Annotated in this window: 11 protein-coding genes and 1 pseudogene; 7 read left to right on the top strand and 5 right to left on the bottom strand. The window is 68.7% G+C overall.

The window, feature by feature from the left end:
• Positions 1-591: pseudogene (locus tag ACFY1S_RS26230) on the bottom strand (hypothetical protein); the annotation flags it as partial.
• A gap of 213 nt (positions 592-804) precedes the next feature.
• Positions 805-1,410, bottom strand: a complete 606-nt coding sequence (locus tag ACFY1S_RS26225) for a hypothetical protein (RefSeq protein WP_387123118.1) — start codon at positions 1,408-1,410, stop codon at positions 805-807.
• A gap of 129 nt (positions 1,411-1,539) precedes the next feature.
• On the opposite strand from ACFY1S_RS26225, the gene ACFY1S_RS26220 reads away from it, so the two are divergent.
• Positions 1,540-1,683: a hypothetical protein gene (locus tag ACFY1S_RS26220; protein WP_387123116.1), complete on the top strand. Its 144-nt coding sequence runs from the start codon at positions 1,540-1,542 to the stop codon at positions 1,681-1,683.
• A gap of 45 nt (positions 1,684-1,728) precedes the next feature.
• Complete coding sequence (locus ACFY1S_RS26215; RefSeq protein WP_387123114.1) at positions 1,729-2,769, top strand: serine hydrolase domain-containing protein; 1,041 nt, start codon at positions 1,729-1,731, stop codon at positions 2,767-2,769.
• Positions 2,770-2,862: 93 nt separating this feature from the next.
• On the opposite strand, the gene ACFY1S_RS26210 is transcribed toward ACFY1S_RS26215, so the two are convergent.
• A complete protein-coding gene (locus tag ACFY1S_RS26210; RefSeq protein ID WP_387123112.1) occupies positions 2,863-3,969 on the bottom strand; it encodes a citrate synthase 2 in 1,107 nt (368 codons plus the stop codon).
• 233 nt (positions 3,970-4,202) lie between these two features.
• Here ACFY1S_RS26210 and ACFY1S_RS26205 point away from each other — a divergent pair, with 233 nt between their 5' ends.
• The 5 genes from ACFY1S_RS26205 (at position 4,203) to ACFY1S_RS26185 (ending at position 12,199) form a co-directional block, all read left to right on the top strand.
• The gene (locus tag ACFY1S_RS26205) at positions 4,203-4,988 is read left to right on the top strand and encodes an AMP-binding protein (RefSeq protein WP_387123110.1); all 786 of its coding nucleotides are present in this window, start codon (positions 4,203-4,205) and stop codon (positions 4,986-4,988) included.
• A 250-nt stretch (positions 4,989-5,238) separates the two neighbouring features.
• A complete protein-coding gene (locus tag ACFY1S_RS26200) occupies positions 5,239-5,370 on the top strand; it encodes a hypothetical protein (protein ID WP_387123108.1) in 132 nt (43 codons plus the stop codon).
• Positions 5,371-5,756: 386 nt separating this feature from the next.
• Positions 5,757-7,712 (top strand): amino acid adenylation domain-containing protein, encoded by a 1,956-nt coding sequence (locus ACFY1S_RS26195; protein WP_387123106.1) that lies wholly within the window; start codon positions 5,757-5,759, stop codon positions 7,710-7,712.
• Positions 7,709-8,941 (top strand): cytochrome P450, encoded by a 1,233-nt coding sequence (locus ACFY1S_RS26190; protein ID WP_387123104.1) that lies wholly within the window; start codon positions 7,709-7,711, stop codon positions 8,939-8,941. The genes ACFY1S_RS26195 and ACFY1S_RS26190 overlap by 4 nt, the downstream gene beginning before the upstream one ends.
• Positions 8,942-8,974: 33 nt before the next feature.
• Positions 8,975-12,199 carry an amino acid adenylation domain-containing protein gene (locus ACFY1S_RS26185; protein ID WP_387123102.1) on the top strand — a complete coding sequence of 1,075 codons (3,225 nt, stop codon included), beginning with the start codon at positions 8,975-8,977 and terminating at the stop codon, positions 12,197-12,199.
• Here ACFY1S_RS26185 and ACFY1S_RS26180 read toward each other — a convergent pair.
• Positions 12,182-13,042, bottom strand: a complete 861-nt coding sequence (locus ACFY1S_RS26180; protein WP_387123100.1) for a hypothetical protein — start codon at positions 13,040-13,042, stop codon at positions 12,182-12,184. The genes ACFY1S_RS26185 and ACFY1S_RS26180 overlap by 18 nt on opposite strands.
• Before the next feature lie 49 nt (positions 13,043-13,091).
• Positions 13,092-14,792, bottom strand: a complete 1,701-nt coding sequence (locus tag ACFY1S_RS26175; protein WP_387123098.1) for a carbamoyltransferase N-terminal domain-containing protein — start codon at positions 14,790-14,792, stop codon at positions 13,092-13,094.
• Positions 14,793-14,866 lie beyond the last annotated feature (74 nt).

Here is a 14,866-nt window from a genome sequence, read left to right as displayed (position 1 = left end):
GCCGCCGCTATTGATCGCTGAACCCCACCCCGAGTGCGACCCGTCCTTGGCCAGGACCAGACCCGCACTGTCCGCAAAAGCGAACCGCGGCGTCAACTGTACTTCTGCGATTAAGCTACGGGCGGTCGACTCGGCGGCCGCGTACCGGTCGGGACAGCAGGACCGCTGGACGTCCTGCGCGATCTGCCAGGCAGCGAACGTCGGGTGATTTGCCTCGGAAGCCTTCGCGGCGTTGAAAAATCGGGTAGCCGCATAGCTAACGTTCATAATCTGCTCGGGCGTCCCCCACCCTTGCGATGGGCGTTGCTGGAAGACGCCTAGGGAGTCCTTGTCGCCGCATGCCAGGTTGTTCATGCGAGACTCCACCCAGCCGGCCTCGAACCCGGCCAGCATGACCCGGTCGGAAACGCCGAGCTCAATCCCGGTCTGGTGCACCATGGTGGTGACGTTGAAGTCTCGGTTCGGCGGGATGCTTGCGCAGGCGGCTTTTGCGGGACCAGTTGGCAGGTAAACGAGTACGATAAAACTGGCTGCAATCGCCAGAAGAAAACCAGTTAGTCGCTTCCGAGGTTTGGATCGACGCATATTCATCCCTTAAGATAGTGCGTGATAATGCGGGCTCGTTGGTCGAGGACGCACGTTGTCGGCCAATACGTTTCGGCGCCAATCCGCGATGGCGCATCGACGATCAAAGCTAACGGGAACATCAAAGCGCAGCGGCCACTGACAGCAAAGCTCTTTCGGTCTAGGCCGAAGTCGCCACGTCAATGCACCCTCGGATCGCGGAGTTGCTCAGCTTGTTCTTCAACCACGCCCGATGGTGCTCGGGTTGGTCCTGTGCGGGCTTCGGCGTGTCGGTACTCGACGCGAGGGCGACCACCGTTTGATGATCTTCAGGTTCCCGCGTTGCTGGGAGCCGCCAGGCATATGGCGCTTGCGACATTGTCGGGGGCCACCCACGTCGGCACACCGGTCATCACCAGCAACAGGCGCGTGGGGGCGGTCCGAGTTGAAGAGTGGTGCCGAAGCGCTGGTAGGCGCGCGGTGCACCCGCTCGAACCCGACCACCAGCAGGGACAGCGCCACGGCGATCAGCCAGGCGCCCTCGGTGAGCTTGCTCGCGGTGATGACGATGGCGGGGGCGAAGGTCAGCAGGGTGCCGAAGCCGTTGAGCGTGATCTTCCACCGCCAGCCGGGTCGCCGCGAGGCGGGGCGGGGCCGTATGGCCGTCGCGGCTGGCGTCTTCGCGTCGATGGTGACGACCTGCCGCGGTGGCCGCAGCTCACCGGGCTCGGGATGGCTACCTACGTCGGCTTCCTCGCCAACCAGTTTGGCGACCTGACCGCCACCACAGACCCGTGGGCGTTTGCGCTGGTGATCGGCTTCGCCGCCGCGCTCGGCAGCGGCCACCGGTTCATGCCGTCCATCGAGGGTTCGACCGGCGAGGCGCCTGACCCGGGGGCGGGAATGCGCCCGTTGACCTGCGGACCCGACCGGTGGTCTCGCCGCCGGACACACCGTCGTCACCTCCTACGGCGCATGGCCGCCCCACCAGCGCGCGCCCCGACACGGCGCGCCGTTCCGCCGCACGCCGCCAACCACGGGTTCCTGTCCATCTGCGCGGAACTGGGGTTGTCGAACCGGCCGGTCAACGCCTCACCGACCTCCCTGATCCTGGACTGAGTCGCATCGTGGCACTCGGCAGCCCGTGCTGTGACACTCCTTGGCATGTCTCTTGCGTCCGTGAACAAGCAGGAACTGCGACGGGTCGTTCGGGAGTTCGCTGCCCACTGGACGAGTGAGGCCGTGGACATCGGGAGCTACCTCGCCGCGCAGGTCGACGACGAAACTCACCGTGAGGTGGTCGGCCCGCTGCTTGCGGCGAGCGGGGCCAGTGGAGTCGTCCGGGTCGGGGGTCAGGAGGCTGCCGTCTGGGGTGACCCGACGGTCCCCGAGATGGCGTTCAGCGTCACCAAGTCGGTCGTCTCCGTCGTGGCCGGAGTGGCGTTCGACGACGGCCGGCTGGTGCCCGACCAGCCCGTCCACCAAGTTGTCGATGTTCCGGAGTTCCGCGGTCCGCGCAACGAACTCATCACCTGGCGGCACCTGCTCCAGCAGTCCAGCCAGTGGGAGGGAGCGCTCTGGGGCAAGCCCAGCGGTGTCGATGCGCAGAGCTTCCGCGAGGGGACCGAGGTGCACGGCACACCGCCGGGCGCGGGCTGGGCCTACAACGACGTGCGAATGAACCTGCTCACCTACGCCCTCACGCTGCTGATGCGCAGGTCGCTGCCCGAGGTGCTGCGGGAGCGAGTCATGGCCCCGATCGGCGCCTCGGACAGGTGGTCCTGGCACGGCTACCGGACCAGCGTCGTGGAGATCGATGGCCGCCCGACCGAGGTGGTCTCCGGCGGCGCGCACTGGGGCGGGGGACTCTTCATCGCGGCGAGAGACCTGGCCCTGATCGGGCAGCTCTTTCTCAATGGAGGAACCTGGGCGGGGACGCGGGTGCTGAGCTCAGAGTGGATCGACAGGTCGTGGGCCCCTGGCCCGGTCAAACACGAGTACGGCTACCTCTGGTGGCTCAACGACGAGCGGATCCCGTGGCCAGGAGCCCCGAGCACCGGCCGTAGCGCCCGGGGCAACGGCGGACGACACCTGCTCTGGGTGGATCCGGCGCGGGAACTGGTCATCGCATCCCACTGGACCGAGGATCCGCTCGGCCTTGTTCGTCGAGTGTCGGAGACTGTCACCGCCTCCCGAGGGTGCTGATTGGTCGCGCTGCCACGAGGTCGAGAGCACCGTCGAATCCGGCCGGTGGGCGTCCTGCGATCGGGCGGGATGCGCGGTCCAGTGCGCGCGGTCTCAGCACGTCCGGCAGCTGAGGTCCCACCCTCGGACGTCCTGCGGGGAACGCGGGTCGGGGCCGACGTAGTGCGCGGACGGGCGTACCAGGCGGCCCAGCTTTTTCTGCTCCAAGATGTGTGCGCTCCAGCCGGCAACCCGCGCGCAGGTGAAGACGGAAGTGAACATGTGGGCCGGCACCTGAGCGAAGTCGAGCACGACCGCGGCCCAGAACTCGACGTTGGTGGGCAGCACCCGGTCGGGGTAGCGGTTGCGCAACTCTTCGAGGGCTGCCTTTTCCAGTGCCTCGGCAACCTCGTAACGAGGGGCGGCGAGCTCTTTGGCGGTACGGCGCAGCACACGCGCACGCGGATCCTCAGCGCGGTAGACCCGGTGACCGAAGCCCATCAGCCGCTCGCCGCGATCCAGGACGCCCTGCACATAGCCCACCGGGTCGCCAGAGCGCTCCACCGTCTCGATCATCTGGAGCACCCGGGTAGGTGCTGAACCGTGCAGTGGACCGGAAAGCGCGCCGATCCCGGCCGAGATGCAGGCCGCCACATCGGCCCCGGTAGAGGCGACCACGCGGGCTGCGAAAGTGGAGGCGTTCATGCCGTGTTCGGCGGCCGAGATGAAGTAGGCATCGACCGCCATCACGTGGCGGGGGTCTGGCTCGCCGCGCCAGCGCTTCATGAACCGCTCCACCACGGTCGTCGCCCTGTCGATTTCCCGCTGTGGGACCGCCGGCAGGCCCAGGCCGTGGGCCGACTGCGCGACGAATGACATGGCGGTCACCGAGACGCGGGCCAGGTCCTCACGGGCTTGCGCGTCGGAGATGTCGAGTAACTGCCCCAACCCCCAGTAGGGCGCCAGCATGGCGACCGCCGACTGTACGTCGACCCGGATGTCACCCGAGTGTACGGGCACCGGAAAGGGCTCCGCGGGCGGCAACCCCGGGCCGAACTCGCCGTCGACCAGTAGACCCCAGACGTTGCCAAAGGAGATCGTGCCGATCAGGTCCTCAATGTCGACACCGCGGTAGCGCAGCGAACCGCCGTCACGGTCGGGCTCGGCGATCATTGTCTCGAATGCGACCACGCCTTCGAGTCCCGGTTTGAACCCCGTCATTCGGCTCCCTCGTCGTGCCCCATCGCATTCGTAAGGTGGTCGCAGCCTACCTGCGGATCACTTCCGTGAATGAGGTGACCTGCGCCTCACGAGCCGACTCGCGACCGTCGGCTTGCCGGTGGGCCGCGTGCTCTGGTGCTACCCGGGGGCGTGGCGGATGATGACGGGAGACCCGCCGACTGGGTCGGCAACCCGGGGATGTCCGGTCGACTTGCGGGCCGTGCCGATCAGCGGTGAATTGTCGACGGTGGACGGCAAAGTTGCGTCAGTCACGGCATCTATCGGTCGCCTATGTCATCTTCACCTCCGGCTCCAGCGGCCGACCCCTGGGCGTACTTGTCGAGCATCGTTCCCTTGCCAACTACGCCCAGTGTTGCGCCGCGGCCGTCGGTGACGCGGGTCATGGCACCCCGCTCTTCGGCAGCCTCTGGTTCGACCACTCGCTCACCTCGCTCTGGCCCACCCTGGCGCGCGGTCGCCGCGTGGTGGTGGCCGGCGGCGCGTGGGACCAGGACACCTTGTTCGCCAACCGGCCGCCACACCTTCATCAAGGTGACCCCCTCTCACCTGCGCTTCTTCGAGCGCACCGAAGCCCTTCCTATCGGGACGGCATGCACCTGCTGATGAGCGGCGGGGAGGTGCTTCGAAGATCGGCCCTTGCCGGACGGCGAGTGGCGGAGGCTCGCGGACGTTGTCGTCGGCGAACTGCCGTCGCCGAACGCTGGCAGCGCGCTCCGCTGAGGTCCGTGTCGGGACGTGCGCTGATCCCAACGCGACGCGGTGCCGCGCGACGACGGTGGCGAGTTCACCCTCGCCCTCGCCTTGTTGTCTTTCGCTCGCGCTGGAGAAGGTCACGCGCTCGAGCGAGGAGGTGTGACGACGAAAACGAGTGCCGTCCGGCGAAGCAGGACGATCCCGAGAACCGACTCGTGCTCGTCATTCTGCTACTCCACGGGCTGGCCGGCGGGTCATCTGCCTGGTGGCTCTGCATCCTGCGTCCGCACAGCCAGCAGAGTTGAGTCGGGGCGCAGAATGACATGCACCGGAAGAGGGCCGGGCGCGTATCCGCTGGGGCCTCCGGAGTCGTCGTCGTGCGGCTGGACCGCCGCGACCGACACTGTCCGACCACGGGTTGCCCGTCCAGCACGCCACGATCGGGGCACGCCGGCCGCTCACCATATCGGGAGAAATGGGGAACACGCCGGGTGGTTCCGGGGCGCTGCGGGTGACTCGTCTGGGATCAAACGGCCACGACGAGGGTGGCGGCCAGTGGCGGCGTTCGATATCGTGGGTACGGCCGTGATCACCGAAGCGGGTGTGCTTATGTGCGGCGATTTTGAGCGTTCGGCGCGGGGGTGGCGATGGGATCAGTTGCTGGCGCACGCATGGAACCAGATCTGACGAGACGTTCTTCTGTGGCAGGTCATCATCATGGTGATTGGTCGGAAAATTGCCAAGCGCTGAATCACCACACCGTGAAGAACGCTCGCTCGTGGTGTGAGTGTGGTGTCGGCGGCCGGTCCTCTCGCTGATGCACGAGGCGGAGCCGAGTGCTCGGGGCGCGGACGTCGAGACGCGCCGGATGTCGCTGAAAATTCATCTCACTTCTGCTTCCGCCGAAGACCAGCCGATCCCCTGATCGGATTCGGTGCTGTTGACCCCACCCCGGAATGTGGTGGTGATGCTGGTGTCGCGCCGAATCTCGACATCGGCACTCCGCAGGTGCGATAGCCGGCGGGAACGGTGCCCCGAATTGCTGCATGAATTGTCCGATACGGAAGCTCTGCATGGGGGAAAATGTGGTTGAGGACTTCATGGTGGTGCGGAACGACCATGAGCAGTTTGGTGTGTGGCCCGCCGCGTCTCCGCTGCCGCCGGGCTGGACGGGCGTCGGCGAGGCGGGGCCATGGGAGTCCTGCGCGCAGGCGGTCGCCGCGTCGTGGCCTGATCCGACCGCCGTCGGGCCGGCAGTTGCCGCCGACGACGGAAATCTCGTCTACCTTGTCCGACGAGCCATCGCCGTGGATCCTCACCTGCCGGCTGTCTCGGCCGGCGACGAGCGCCTGACCTACGGCGAACTGGACAGCCGTTCCAGCAGCCTCGCTCGGGAGTTGCGAGGACGAGGCGTACGGTCCGGGGACCGGGTCGCCTTCCACTTCCCCAGGGGCGTCGACACGTTCGTCGCGATGCTCGGCATCCTGAAGGCGGGTGCCGCCTACGTCGCGATCGACCCCCGGCTGCCCGACGGCCGGCGGGATCTGATGTTGAAGGTGAGCGCGGCCCGGGGCGTGCTGGTCCCGCCCGACTGGCGCGAGAGCCTGGCGGAGTGCGGCACCGAGATCTGGGCCTGGCCGGGTGAGAACGACGCGGGTCAAAGCGCCGACGACTGGAGCCGAGGTGGAGACAGCCCCGCCTGCGTGCTGTTCACCTCCGGCTCGTCGGGGACCCCGAAGGCCGTGGTCCTGACCCATCGGAACATCTCGTCGTTCGCGTGCAACGGCGCGTTGCCGGCGTTGGCGCCGGGGGACCGGGTCGGCCAGGTCTCGAGCGTCTCGTTCGACGCGTTCCACTTCGAGGCCTGGTGCAGTCTGGCGAGCCGCGCCGAGGTCACCGTCCTGCCCACAATGCCGGAACTCCTGGCCATGGACATCCAGCGTGAGCTCCGTCGTCGGCGGGTCACCGCGATGCTCGTGCCCACGATGGCGCTGAACCAGATCATGCGCGAGGATCGTGAGGCGTTCTCGCCGCTTCGCCTCCTGTACACGGGCGGCGACGTCATCCTGCCGGCCGCCTGCGCGGAACTGCTGGGGAGTTCGTTCAGCGGTCGCTTCTTCAACCTCTACGGGCCCACCGAGGCCACCACCGCGTGCACCTTCCACGAGGTGACGAGGGAGGCGGCCGGGGCGTCGAACGTGCCGATCGGTCGTCCGCTCGACGGGGTGGACGTCCATGTCCTGGACGACACGCTGTCCCCGGTCCCACCCGGCGCCACCGGGGAGTTGTACGTGGCCGGTGCCGGCGTCGCGCGAGGCTACCTGGGCGCGCCCACGCTGACTGTCAGCCGTTTCCGACCCGACCCCTTCGGTGCGCCAGGCACCCTGATGTACGCCACGGGTGACCTGGTCCGCCAGCGTGACGACGGCGTCCTGGAGTTCCTCGGCCGGGCCGACGACGAGGTGAAGATCCGGGGATACCGGGTCGCGCCCGGAGAGGTGGAGCGGTGCCTCACCCGTTCACCTCAGGTCCGCGAGGCAGCGGTGACCGTGGTCGGTGAGGGCGAGGACCGGCAGCTCGTGGCGGTCGTGGTGGGGGGTGACCGGTTCGATCTCGCCGGTCTGCGCAAGTGGGCGGGAGAAGAGATTCCGGACTATCTGGTGCCGTCGCTGTTCATCGTCGTCGCGCAGGTTCCCGCGAACGACCACGGTAAGCGTGACTGGGCTGCCATCAACGAGTTGGCCGAGAGCTACCGGATGCGGCGGCAGGAGCACGTCCCGGTGTCGACCTTCGAGGAGCGCTACCTCGCCGAGCTGTGGGAGGACATGCTCTCCGTGGAGTACGTGGGCGTCAACGACGACTTCTTCGACCTGGGTGGTCACTCCCTTCTGGCCTTTCGCATGCAACGGCGGATCCGTCGCGAACTCGGCGTACAGGTCGAGTTCGCGGCAATTCTGAACTCGAGTCGCCTGGGTGACCTGGCGTCCACCCTCTCGCTGCTGCGAGCCGACGGTGAGGAGCCGCGATGACCGCGATCGCGAATCTCGATCTGACCGATGTCGAGACGTTCGTGCGGGGTGAGCACCACGGTCTGCTCGCCACTTTGCGGGCACACGATCCGGTGCACTGGAACCCCACCGGCGATGACTCGGGCTTCTGGGCACTTACGAAATACGACGATGTGGTCCAGGCGTACCGGGACCATGCCAGCTTCAGCTCCGCCCGCGGCGCCATCATGGGCGGCTCCTACCGCAGTGAGGCCGACAGCTCCTCAGGCCGGATGCTGGTGGCCAGCGACCTTCCCCGGCACCGCATGATCAAGCACCAGATGCTTCCCGCCTTCTCCACGGAGATGGTCAGACGCGCTAGGCGGCAGATCGCCAGCCACCTTGATCTCGCCTTCGAGACGATGCGGGCCAACGGGGGTTGCGACTTCGCCACCGACATCGCCACCGAACTCCCTGCCGGCGCGGTGGTGGCGATCCTGAACGTGGGTAGGGAGGAGGCACACGAACTGGTGCGGCTGACCCGGATGATGATCGGCTTCCGGGACCCGTCGCTGATCGGCCCCGAGCGGGCAACGCAGTTCGACGACGAGCGTGCCCTGCTCGCCTGCATCCAGAGTGAGATCTTCGACTACTTCGAGGACCTCATCCGCCTGCGCCGGCGTCAACCCGGGGACGACCTGGTGTCCATGCTGCTCCGGTCGGACATGAACGGACGTCCCATGCCGGAGGAGGACATCCTCTACAACTGTATGAACTTCGCGGTCGGTGGGAACGAGACCTCCTCGTACAGCGCGTCCGCCGGGGTCGAGGCTCTCATCGAGCATCCCGACCAGTACGAGCTGCTGCTCGACAGGCCGGGCCTGCTCCCTTCCGCCGTCGAGGAGATCCTGCGCTGGAGCTCCACCGCGTGTTACGTGCAGCGGGTGGCGACACGGGATCTCGACATGCGCGGCGTACGGATCCGGGCTGGAGACGCCGTCACGTTGTGGAACGTGTCCGCGAACCGGGACGAGGAGCAGTTCAGGGACCCGATGAGGTTCGACGTCCAGCGCTCGCCGAACCGGCACCTCACCTTCGGTGGCGGCATTCACCGCTGCGTCGGCGCCTCGGTGGGCCTGGCCGAGCTGGGGGAGGTCTTCGGTCGACTCGTACAGGGAAGGATCAGGCTTGCTGTCAGTGGCGAGCTCAGGCGGCTGCGCTCGAACTTCATTCTGGGTATCACCAGCATGCCCGTCGAGATCGTTTCCTAGTTCACCGAGGTGAGGGCGAAGGGGAGCCACGACATGGCGGACGCGGACGCCGGCGCGGGTGGGTCGAGCGCGCAGCCATATGCCCGCGGCGAACTGATCCACGATCTGTTCAGCGAGTGTGCCCGTCGGTCGCCGCATTCCACTGCCGTGGTCCACGGCAACCGGCGGATCTCCTACGGTGAGCTGGAGACCGCGGCCCAGCGGTACTCTGCGTGTCTGGCGGACGCCGGCGTTGGTCCGGGGCACCTCGTCCCGGTGATCCTGCCGCGGTCCATCCCCCTGGTGGTCGCGTTCCTCGGGATCCTGAAACGCGGAGCCGCCTATGCCGCCCTGGACGGCAGGTGGCCCGTCGAGCGGCTGAACGAGCTGATCCGGGCCCTCGACGCGCCGTCGGTCGTCACCGACGTCGTCACCGACCTTGCCGCACGGCGCCTGCCACCGCCGGATCTGGCGGTGAGCGGTGCGGCGGCGGACAGCACCCGTCGCGCCGTCGCGCCGGATGCCCCGGCCGTCGCCGGCGACAGCCCGGCCGCCGTCTTCTTCACCTCCGGCAGCACCGGCCGCCCGAAGGCGGCACTGTCCCCGCACCGCGGTACGGTCCGGTTGTTCCAGGACTGCCCCTTCGCCACCTTCACCGAGCAGACCGTCATGCCACTGGCCGCGGCGCTGCCATGGGACGCCCTGACACTCGAACTGTGGGGCGTGCTGCTCAACGGTGGGTGTTCCGTGGTGGTGGACGAGCCGTTCCTCCTGCCGGCGACGTTGCGCCAGATCGTGAGCAGGAACGGCGTGAACAAGGTGTGGCTCACGTCCTCGTTGTTCAACATGTTCGTCGACGAGGACATCGACGCCTTCACCGGCCTCGACGAGATACTCGTCGGCGGGGAGCGGGTCTCCGCCGCGCACATCGCCCGCGCTCTGCGCCGTCACCCCCGGTTGGCTGTCGTACACGGCTACGGCCCTGTGGAGAGCACGGTGTTCGCCTCGACTCACCGGGTCACCCTGGCCGACTGCGACCGACCGGACGGGATACCGCTCGGGGCGCCAGTCCCGAACACCGGCCTGTACGTCTGGAACGGCACCGGTCTCAGCGTTCCGGGTGAGGTGGGTGAACTGCTCATCACCGGCGACGGCCTCGCCTGCGGATATCTCGGGGCGGCGGAACAGACGGCGAAGCAGTTCCCCACCCTGTGGCTCGACGGCCGTGAGCAGCGCGCGTACCGCACGGGTGACCTGGTGCACCGGTCGGCGCAGGGAACCCTGCACTTCGACGGTCGTGCGGACCGGCAGGTCAAGGTCCGGGGTCACCGCATCGAGCCGGCTGAGATCGAGCAGGCCATGGCGATGTTTCCCGGAGTGAGCGAGTGCGTGGCGGTGCCGGTGCGAGGGGGCACTGGCGGATTCAGCCGTATGGTGCTGGCCTACACGACGAGGTCCGGGGATCCTGCCCAGGAGGTGGACGTCCTCGATCGTCTTCGGTCCCTCCTACCGGCCCATCTCGTCCCGGACGCGGCCGTGTTCCTGCCACAGTGGCCGCTGACCGGCAACGGGAAACTCGACGTCGGTGCGGTGCTGCGGGCCTTCGCGGACCGGCAGGCCGACGGCGTCGTCGGCGGACACGACGGTGGCGGAAACGGCTACCTGGTCGACCTGGTCCAGGAGACCATGGCCGCCGTCCTCGATGTGCCCGGCGTACCGCTCGACGCCGACTTCTTCTCGCTGGGCGGAACCTCGCTGCAGCTGGGTGCGGTGTGCACCCGGCTGGCGACCGCGCTCGGCGTTCCCGTGCCCATCGCCGAGGCCGTCCGGCGGCTCACCGCGCGCCAGCTCGCCGGCTGGCTCGGGGAGTCGAGGACGATCGAGCAGCGGGATCCGCGGCAGGCCGCTGATGACCGTCCAGGCGTGGCGGTGCTGACCAGCATGCAGGAGTCGTTCTGGTTGCGGCAGGCCACGGCGCCGGACGACGTCACGGGTCTGTGCCCGCTGGCCTGGTGGATCGATGGGCCGGTCGACGAGCGGGCACTGACCGCGGCGCTGCACGACGTCCACCGGCGTCACGAGGCGCTGCGTGGCTGCTACGGGCCCGACGACCGGCACGACGACGACCGGCCGGTGGTGGTCCCGATGCCTGCGACCTGCGCCCCGGAGTTCCACCACCTCACCGCCGCCAGCGAACAGGAGGGCAGCGAGCGGCTGCACGAGGCGCTCATCCGGCCGCTCGACATCGAGGCCGGTGAGGTCTGGCGGTCCGCGCTGGTCCGCATCGACGGGGAACGCAGGGCGCTGTTGGGCATCGCCGTCCACCACATCGCGTTCGACGGCTGGTCCGAGCACGTACTCGTCGGTGATCTCTCGTCTGCGTACGCCGCTCGGCTGGCTGGCGTGCCTCCGGTCTTCGGCTCGACCCCGCGGACGCTCGATGAGACGTCGGGCCTGCTGCGACAGGCGAACAGCGGCACGGACCTGTCCGCCGCACGTCGGTACTGGCGGGAACTGTTGACCGACATACCCGAACTTCAGCTGCCGCTGCCGACGCCTGATCCGGCGGCGACGACGGCGACGTCCCGACGAAGGGTGATCCGGGCGGGGAGCGGGAGGTTCCGGCTCGACGCGGCCGATCTGGCCGTGGTCGACCGGTTGGCCCGGGAGCACCGGGTCACCCGCTTCACGGTCCTGCTCGCCACCTACGCCGCCGCCCTGCAGGCCGTGACCGGGCAGGCCGACTTCGGTCTGGGCGTGCCGGTGAGCCGCCGCGACGGCACGGTGCTCGCGGATACGATCGGGTGCCTCATCGACGTGGTGTGCCTTCGGGCGCGGCCGGTCCGCGGAGGATGGCGAACGCTTATCGAGCACGCCCGGGACAGCCTCCGGGATGCTCTCGCGATGCAGGGGGTCTCGTTCCCCGAGGTGGTGCGGCTCGTGAACCCCCGCCGGACGCTGCGCGATCCGCTCTACCAGGTCATGCTGGCGTACCAGGACAGCCCGCGCCTGCCCCTTCAGCTGTCCGGGTGCGACACGGGACGGTTCGGACTTACCCCGGCACACGCCACGTCGGAGCTGGTCACCGAGCTGTGGCCGCAACCCGACGGTGCCATGACCGTCGACATGACCTACCAGCGCGATCTCGTCGCGGACCACGTCGCCGCGGACGTCATGCGGGCCCTGGTAGACATCATCCGGAACGGTCCCGCCGGCTCCGGTGAACTGCCGGCCGCCACTCCCGGCTCGGCCCGACCGATGTCAAGCGGCCTGTCGTAGCCGATCGATGACGGCCCGGCGGGTCGCCGGACAGGTGGCCAGCTCAGGACGCGGAACGTCGATCGGCACGAGATCGGCCTGGAACCAGGCGCCCCCGCGTGGGTGGTCACGGGAGACGACGTGTACGTCGTCCGCACGGGGCGCCCCGGGCAGGGTCGCCGCCGCCGTCAGGTGGGTCAACCAGCAGGTGTGCCGACCGACCACCTGGTCGGCCACCGTCAGCACCTCCTCCGGTTCACCGTCGAGTTCCAGCACCTCGACGGCGAGCCTGCGCAGGGTGGCCTCCATCTCCTTCATCAGCCCGCTCGGGTTCTCGGCCAGGCCGTCCTCCGTCACAACGGGACGACGGGCGTCCACGGCGCGACCGCCGAGCTGCCGGACCGCGTTGCCGTAGGCGGTGCGTACCGCCTCGGCCGATCCCGGTGCGCCGTCGAAGACCATGACCAGGGGAGCGGGATCCTGCTCGATCCGGCTCGCCAGCGTCAGCCCGATGGGGGCGGCGAGGCAGTACGCCAGCACCGCGGACACCCGCCCCTCACCCCGGAGGCGTCCGGCCAGCTCGTCTACGTGCGCGCGTCCCTCGGGCGCTGTCGGAAGGGACTCGGCGAGAAGGTAACGGACCGTGAAGCCGGCCTCCTCCAGCCGCAGATCGGAGAGTTTGGCCTCCTCGCGTCGACCCGGGAAGTCCAGGACGACGACGAGGCGACCGTCGTCGCGCCCTACTGTCGGGCCGTCCGTCGCCGAGGCGACGGCCAGCTCGGGCTCGCGGGGCCCAGCCGACCGGCCACCGGGCCCGTCGTGCCGGCCGGTGTCGCGGTCACCTGCTGACGGGGGCGGATTCACGGTGCACCTCCAGTTGTCGCTTCCGCCGGATCGGGTCCCACCCGTCCGCCTACCGCCCCGCCTCGACTGTGCCGTTCAGGGTCGGATCCGGGTTGGTGTAGAGCAGCCCGTCCGCCCAGACGTGGCGGGTCAGACCCCAGCTCGCGGCGCTGGCCACGTCGGGGAAGAAGCCGTGTCCGTTGAGGTTGGCGCTGGTGTTGCAGAGCACCGGTATCCCGCTCAGCCGCTCGTACTCGGCGAGGATCGCGCCGGTCGGGCTCTTCATGCCGGGATCGATGGTCTGCAGCCGGGCCGTGCCGTCCAGGTGCACGATGGCAGGAATCCGCTCCGCCCACCCGGGGCGCAACGTGTGCTCGAAGAGCATGAAGCGGTCCGGGGTCCCGGGGTCGAAGACCTCGGCTGCCCGGGAGGTCAGGCAGATCGGCGCGACCGGACGGTACTCGGCGCGATCCTTGACGAGGTTGAGGCGCGCCTTCATGGCAGGGTCGGCCGCGGGCGCGAGGATGCTCCGGTTGCCGAGCGCCCTCGGCCCCAACTCGGCCCGGCCGGAGAGCACGACGATCGGTTCGCCCTCGGTGTGCAGGATCTCCGCCACCCGGCGTTCGTCGCAGCGCTCCACCGCCCAGCCAGCCGGCACGGCGGAACCCAGGCGTGGCCCGCTGTAGACATCCCAGTCGAGCGCGAGGTCACCGCCGCGAGCGAACATCTCGCAGGCCGCGGTGCCGATGGCGGCACCGGCGTCGTTGGGGAACGGGGGGATCCAGACATCCCGGAAGAGGTTCGTGCTCCGCAGCGCGCTGTTCCACTTGATGTTCAGGGCGCAACCGCCGCCGAGGGCCAGGTTGAGACGGGAGCCGGGGAATCGGCGGCGTACCACTGTGGTGAGGGCGTGCAGCAACCTGCGCCCGAGATAGTCCTGGAACGAGGCGATCAGATCCGCGTTGGACAGGCCGGGCAGGACCTCCTCGCGGTTCGCCACCACTTTCTCCCCCAGGCCGTGTGCGTTGTCGATCGAGACCGCGGGGAAGTCGGCGAGGATGGAGTCGAAGACGCCGAATGCCGCCTCGTGCACGGTGCCGAGGGCGGCGTACGCCATCGCCTTGCCGGCGATCGACAGGTGCCTGCGGATCCGCTCCTCACGACCGACGTCGCCGGTGTCGACCTGGAAGGGTTCGAGGTGGGAACAGAAGTCGGCGAAGGCGTTGCCGGAGAGCGGTAGCAGCGCGGAGACCGGGCGCACCGACCGCGCCCCGGCGTCGACGTGGTACAGCCGAGGCGTCATTCCCCCGTCCCAGACCAGGACGAGCGCGTCCTCACCACGCGCGGCGAACGGGCTGGAACAGTACGACCCGATGAGGTGGTTGCTGGCGTGGTGGTAGCTCGCGTAACCGGTCCCGGGCGCGCCGAAGTCGTACGCCGAGAAGCTGTGGCGGTGCAGCGGGTCCCGGACCGTCGGGCCGTCCAGGTACGGCGCGACCGGGAGGGTGAACGGCACCCCGCCGTCGCTGGTCAGCACACTCGACTCGTTCTCGGTGCCGCCCGTCCACCACCCGTCGACGACGAACTGGTCGATGTCGGTGAGGTCGAGGCCTTCGGCGGCGAGCAGCTCGCCGACCCGTTGAAGATCACCCAGCGTGCTGTACCGCAGCCCGTTGTCGAGCTTCTCCATCTCGATGCTGAACAGCAACCGGTTGCCGTCGATGACCGCCACACCGCCATCATGCGAAGCCTTGATCCCGCAAACCAGCATGGGTCACGCCTTTCGTCCGAGGGGATCGGCCCGCCCGGGCCACCTCCGCGAGGGGAGGCGCTACCGGGCGGGCG

The sequence above is a fragment of the Micromonospora sp. NPDC000663 genome (genome assembly GCF_042898105.1).
In the GTDB taxonomy this organism is placed as follows: Bacteria; Actinomycetota; Actinomycetes; order Mycobacteriales; family Micromonosporaceae; genus Micromonospora.
This window is presented reverse-complemented; position numbering and strand designations above follow the sequence as displayed.

Excerpts from the sequence above, each read along its gene's own strand:
- ACFY1S_RS26185 (WP_387123102.1), top strand. The coding sequence starts at position 8,975 with ATGGCGGACGCGGACGCCGGCGCGGGTGGGTCGAGCGCGCAGCCATAT.
- ACFY1S_RS26220 (WP_387123116.1), top strand. The coding sequence starts at position 1,540 with ATGGCCGCCCCACCAGCGCGCGCCCCGACACGGCGCGCCGTTCCGCCG.
- ACFY1S_RS26175 (WP_387123098.1), bottom strand. The coding sequence starts at position 14,792 with ATGCTGGTTTGCGGGATCAAGGCTTCGCATGATGGCGGTGTGGCGGTC.
- ACFY1S_RS26195 (WP_387123106.1), top strand. The coding sequence starts at position 5,757 with ATGGGGGAAAATGTGGTTGAGGACTTCATGGTGGTGCGGAACGACCAT.
- ACFY1S_RS26215 (WP_387123114.1), top strand. The coding sequence starts at position 1,729 with ATGTCTCTTGCGTCCGTGAACAAGCAGGAACTGCGACGGGTCGTTCGG.
- ACFY1S_RS26190 (WP_387123104.1), top strand. The coding sequence starts at position 7,709 with ATGACCGCGATCGCGAATCTCGATCTGACCGATGTCGAGACGTTCGTG.
- ACFY1S_RS26210 (WP_387123112.1), bottom strand. The coding sequence starts at position 3,969 with ATGACGGGGTTCAAACCGGGACTCGAAGGCGTGGTCGCATTCGAGACA.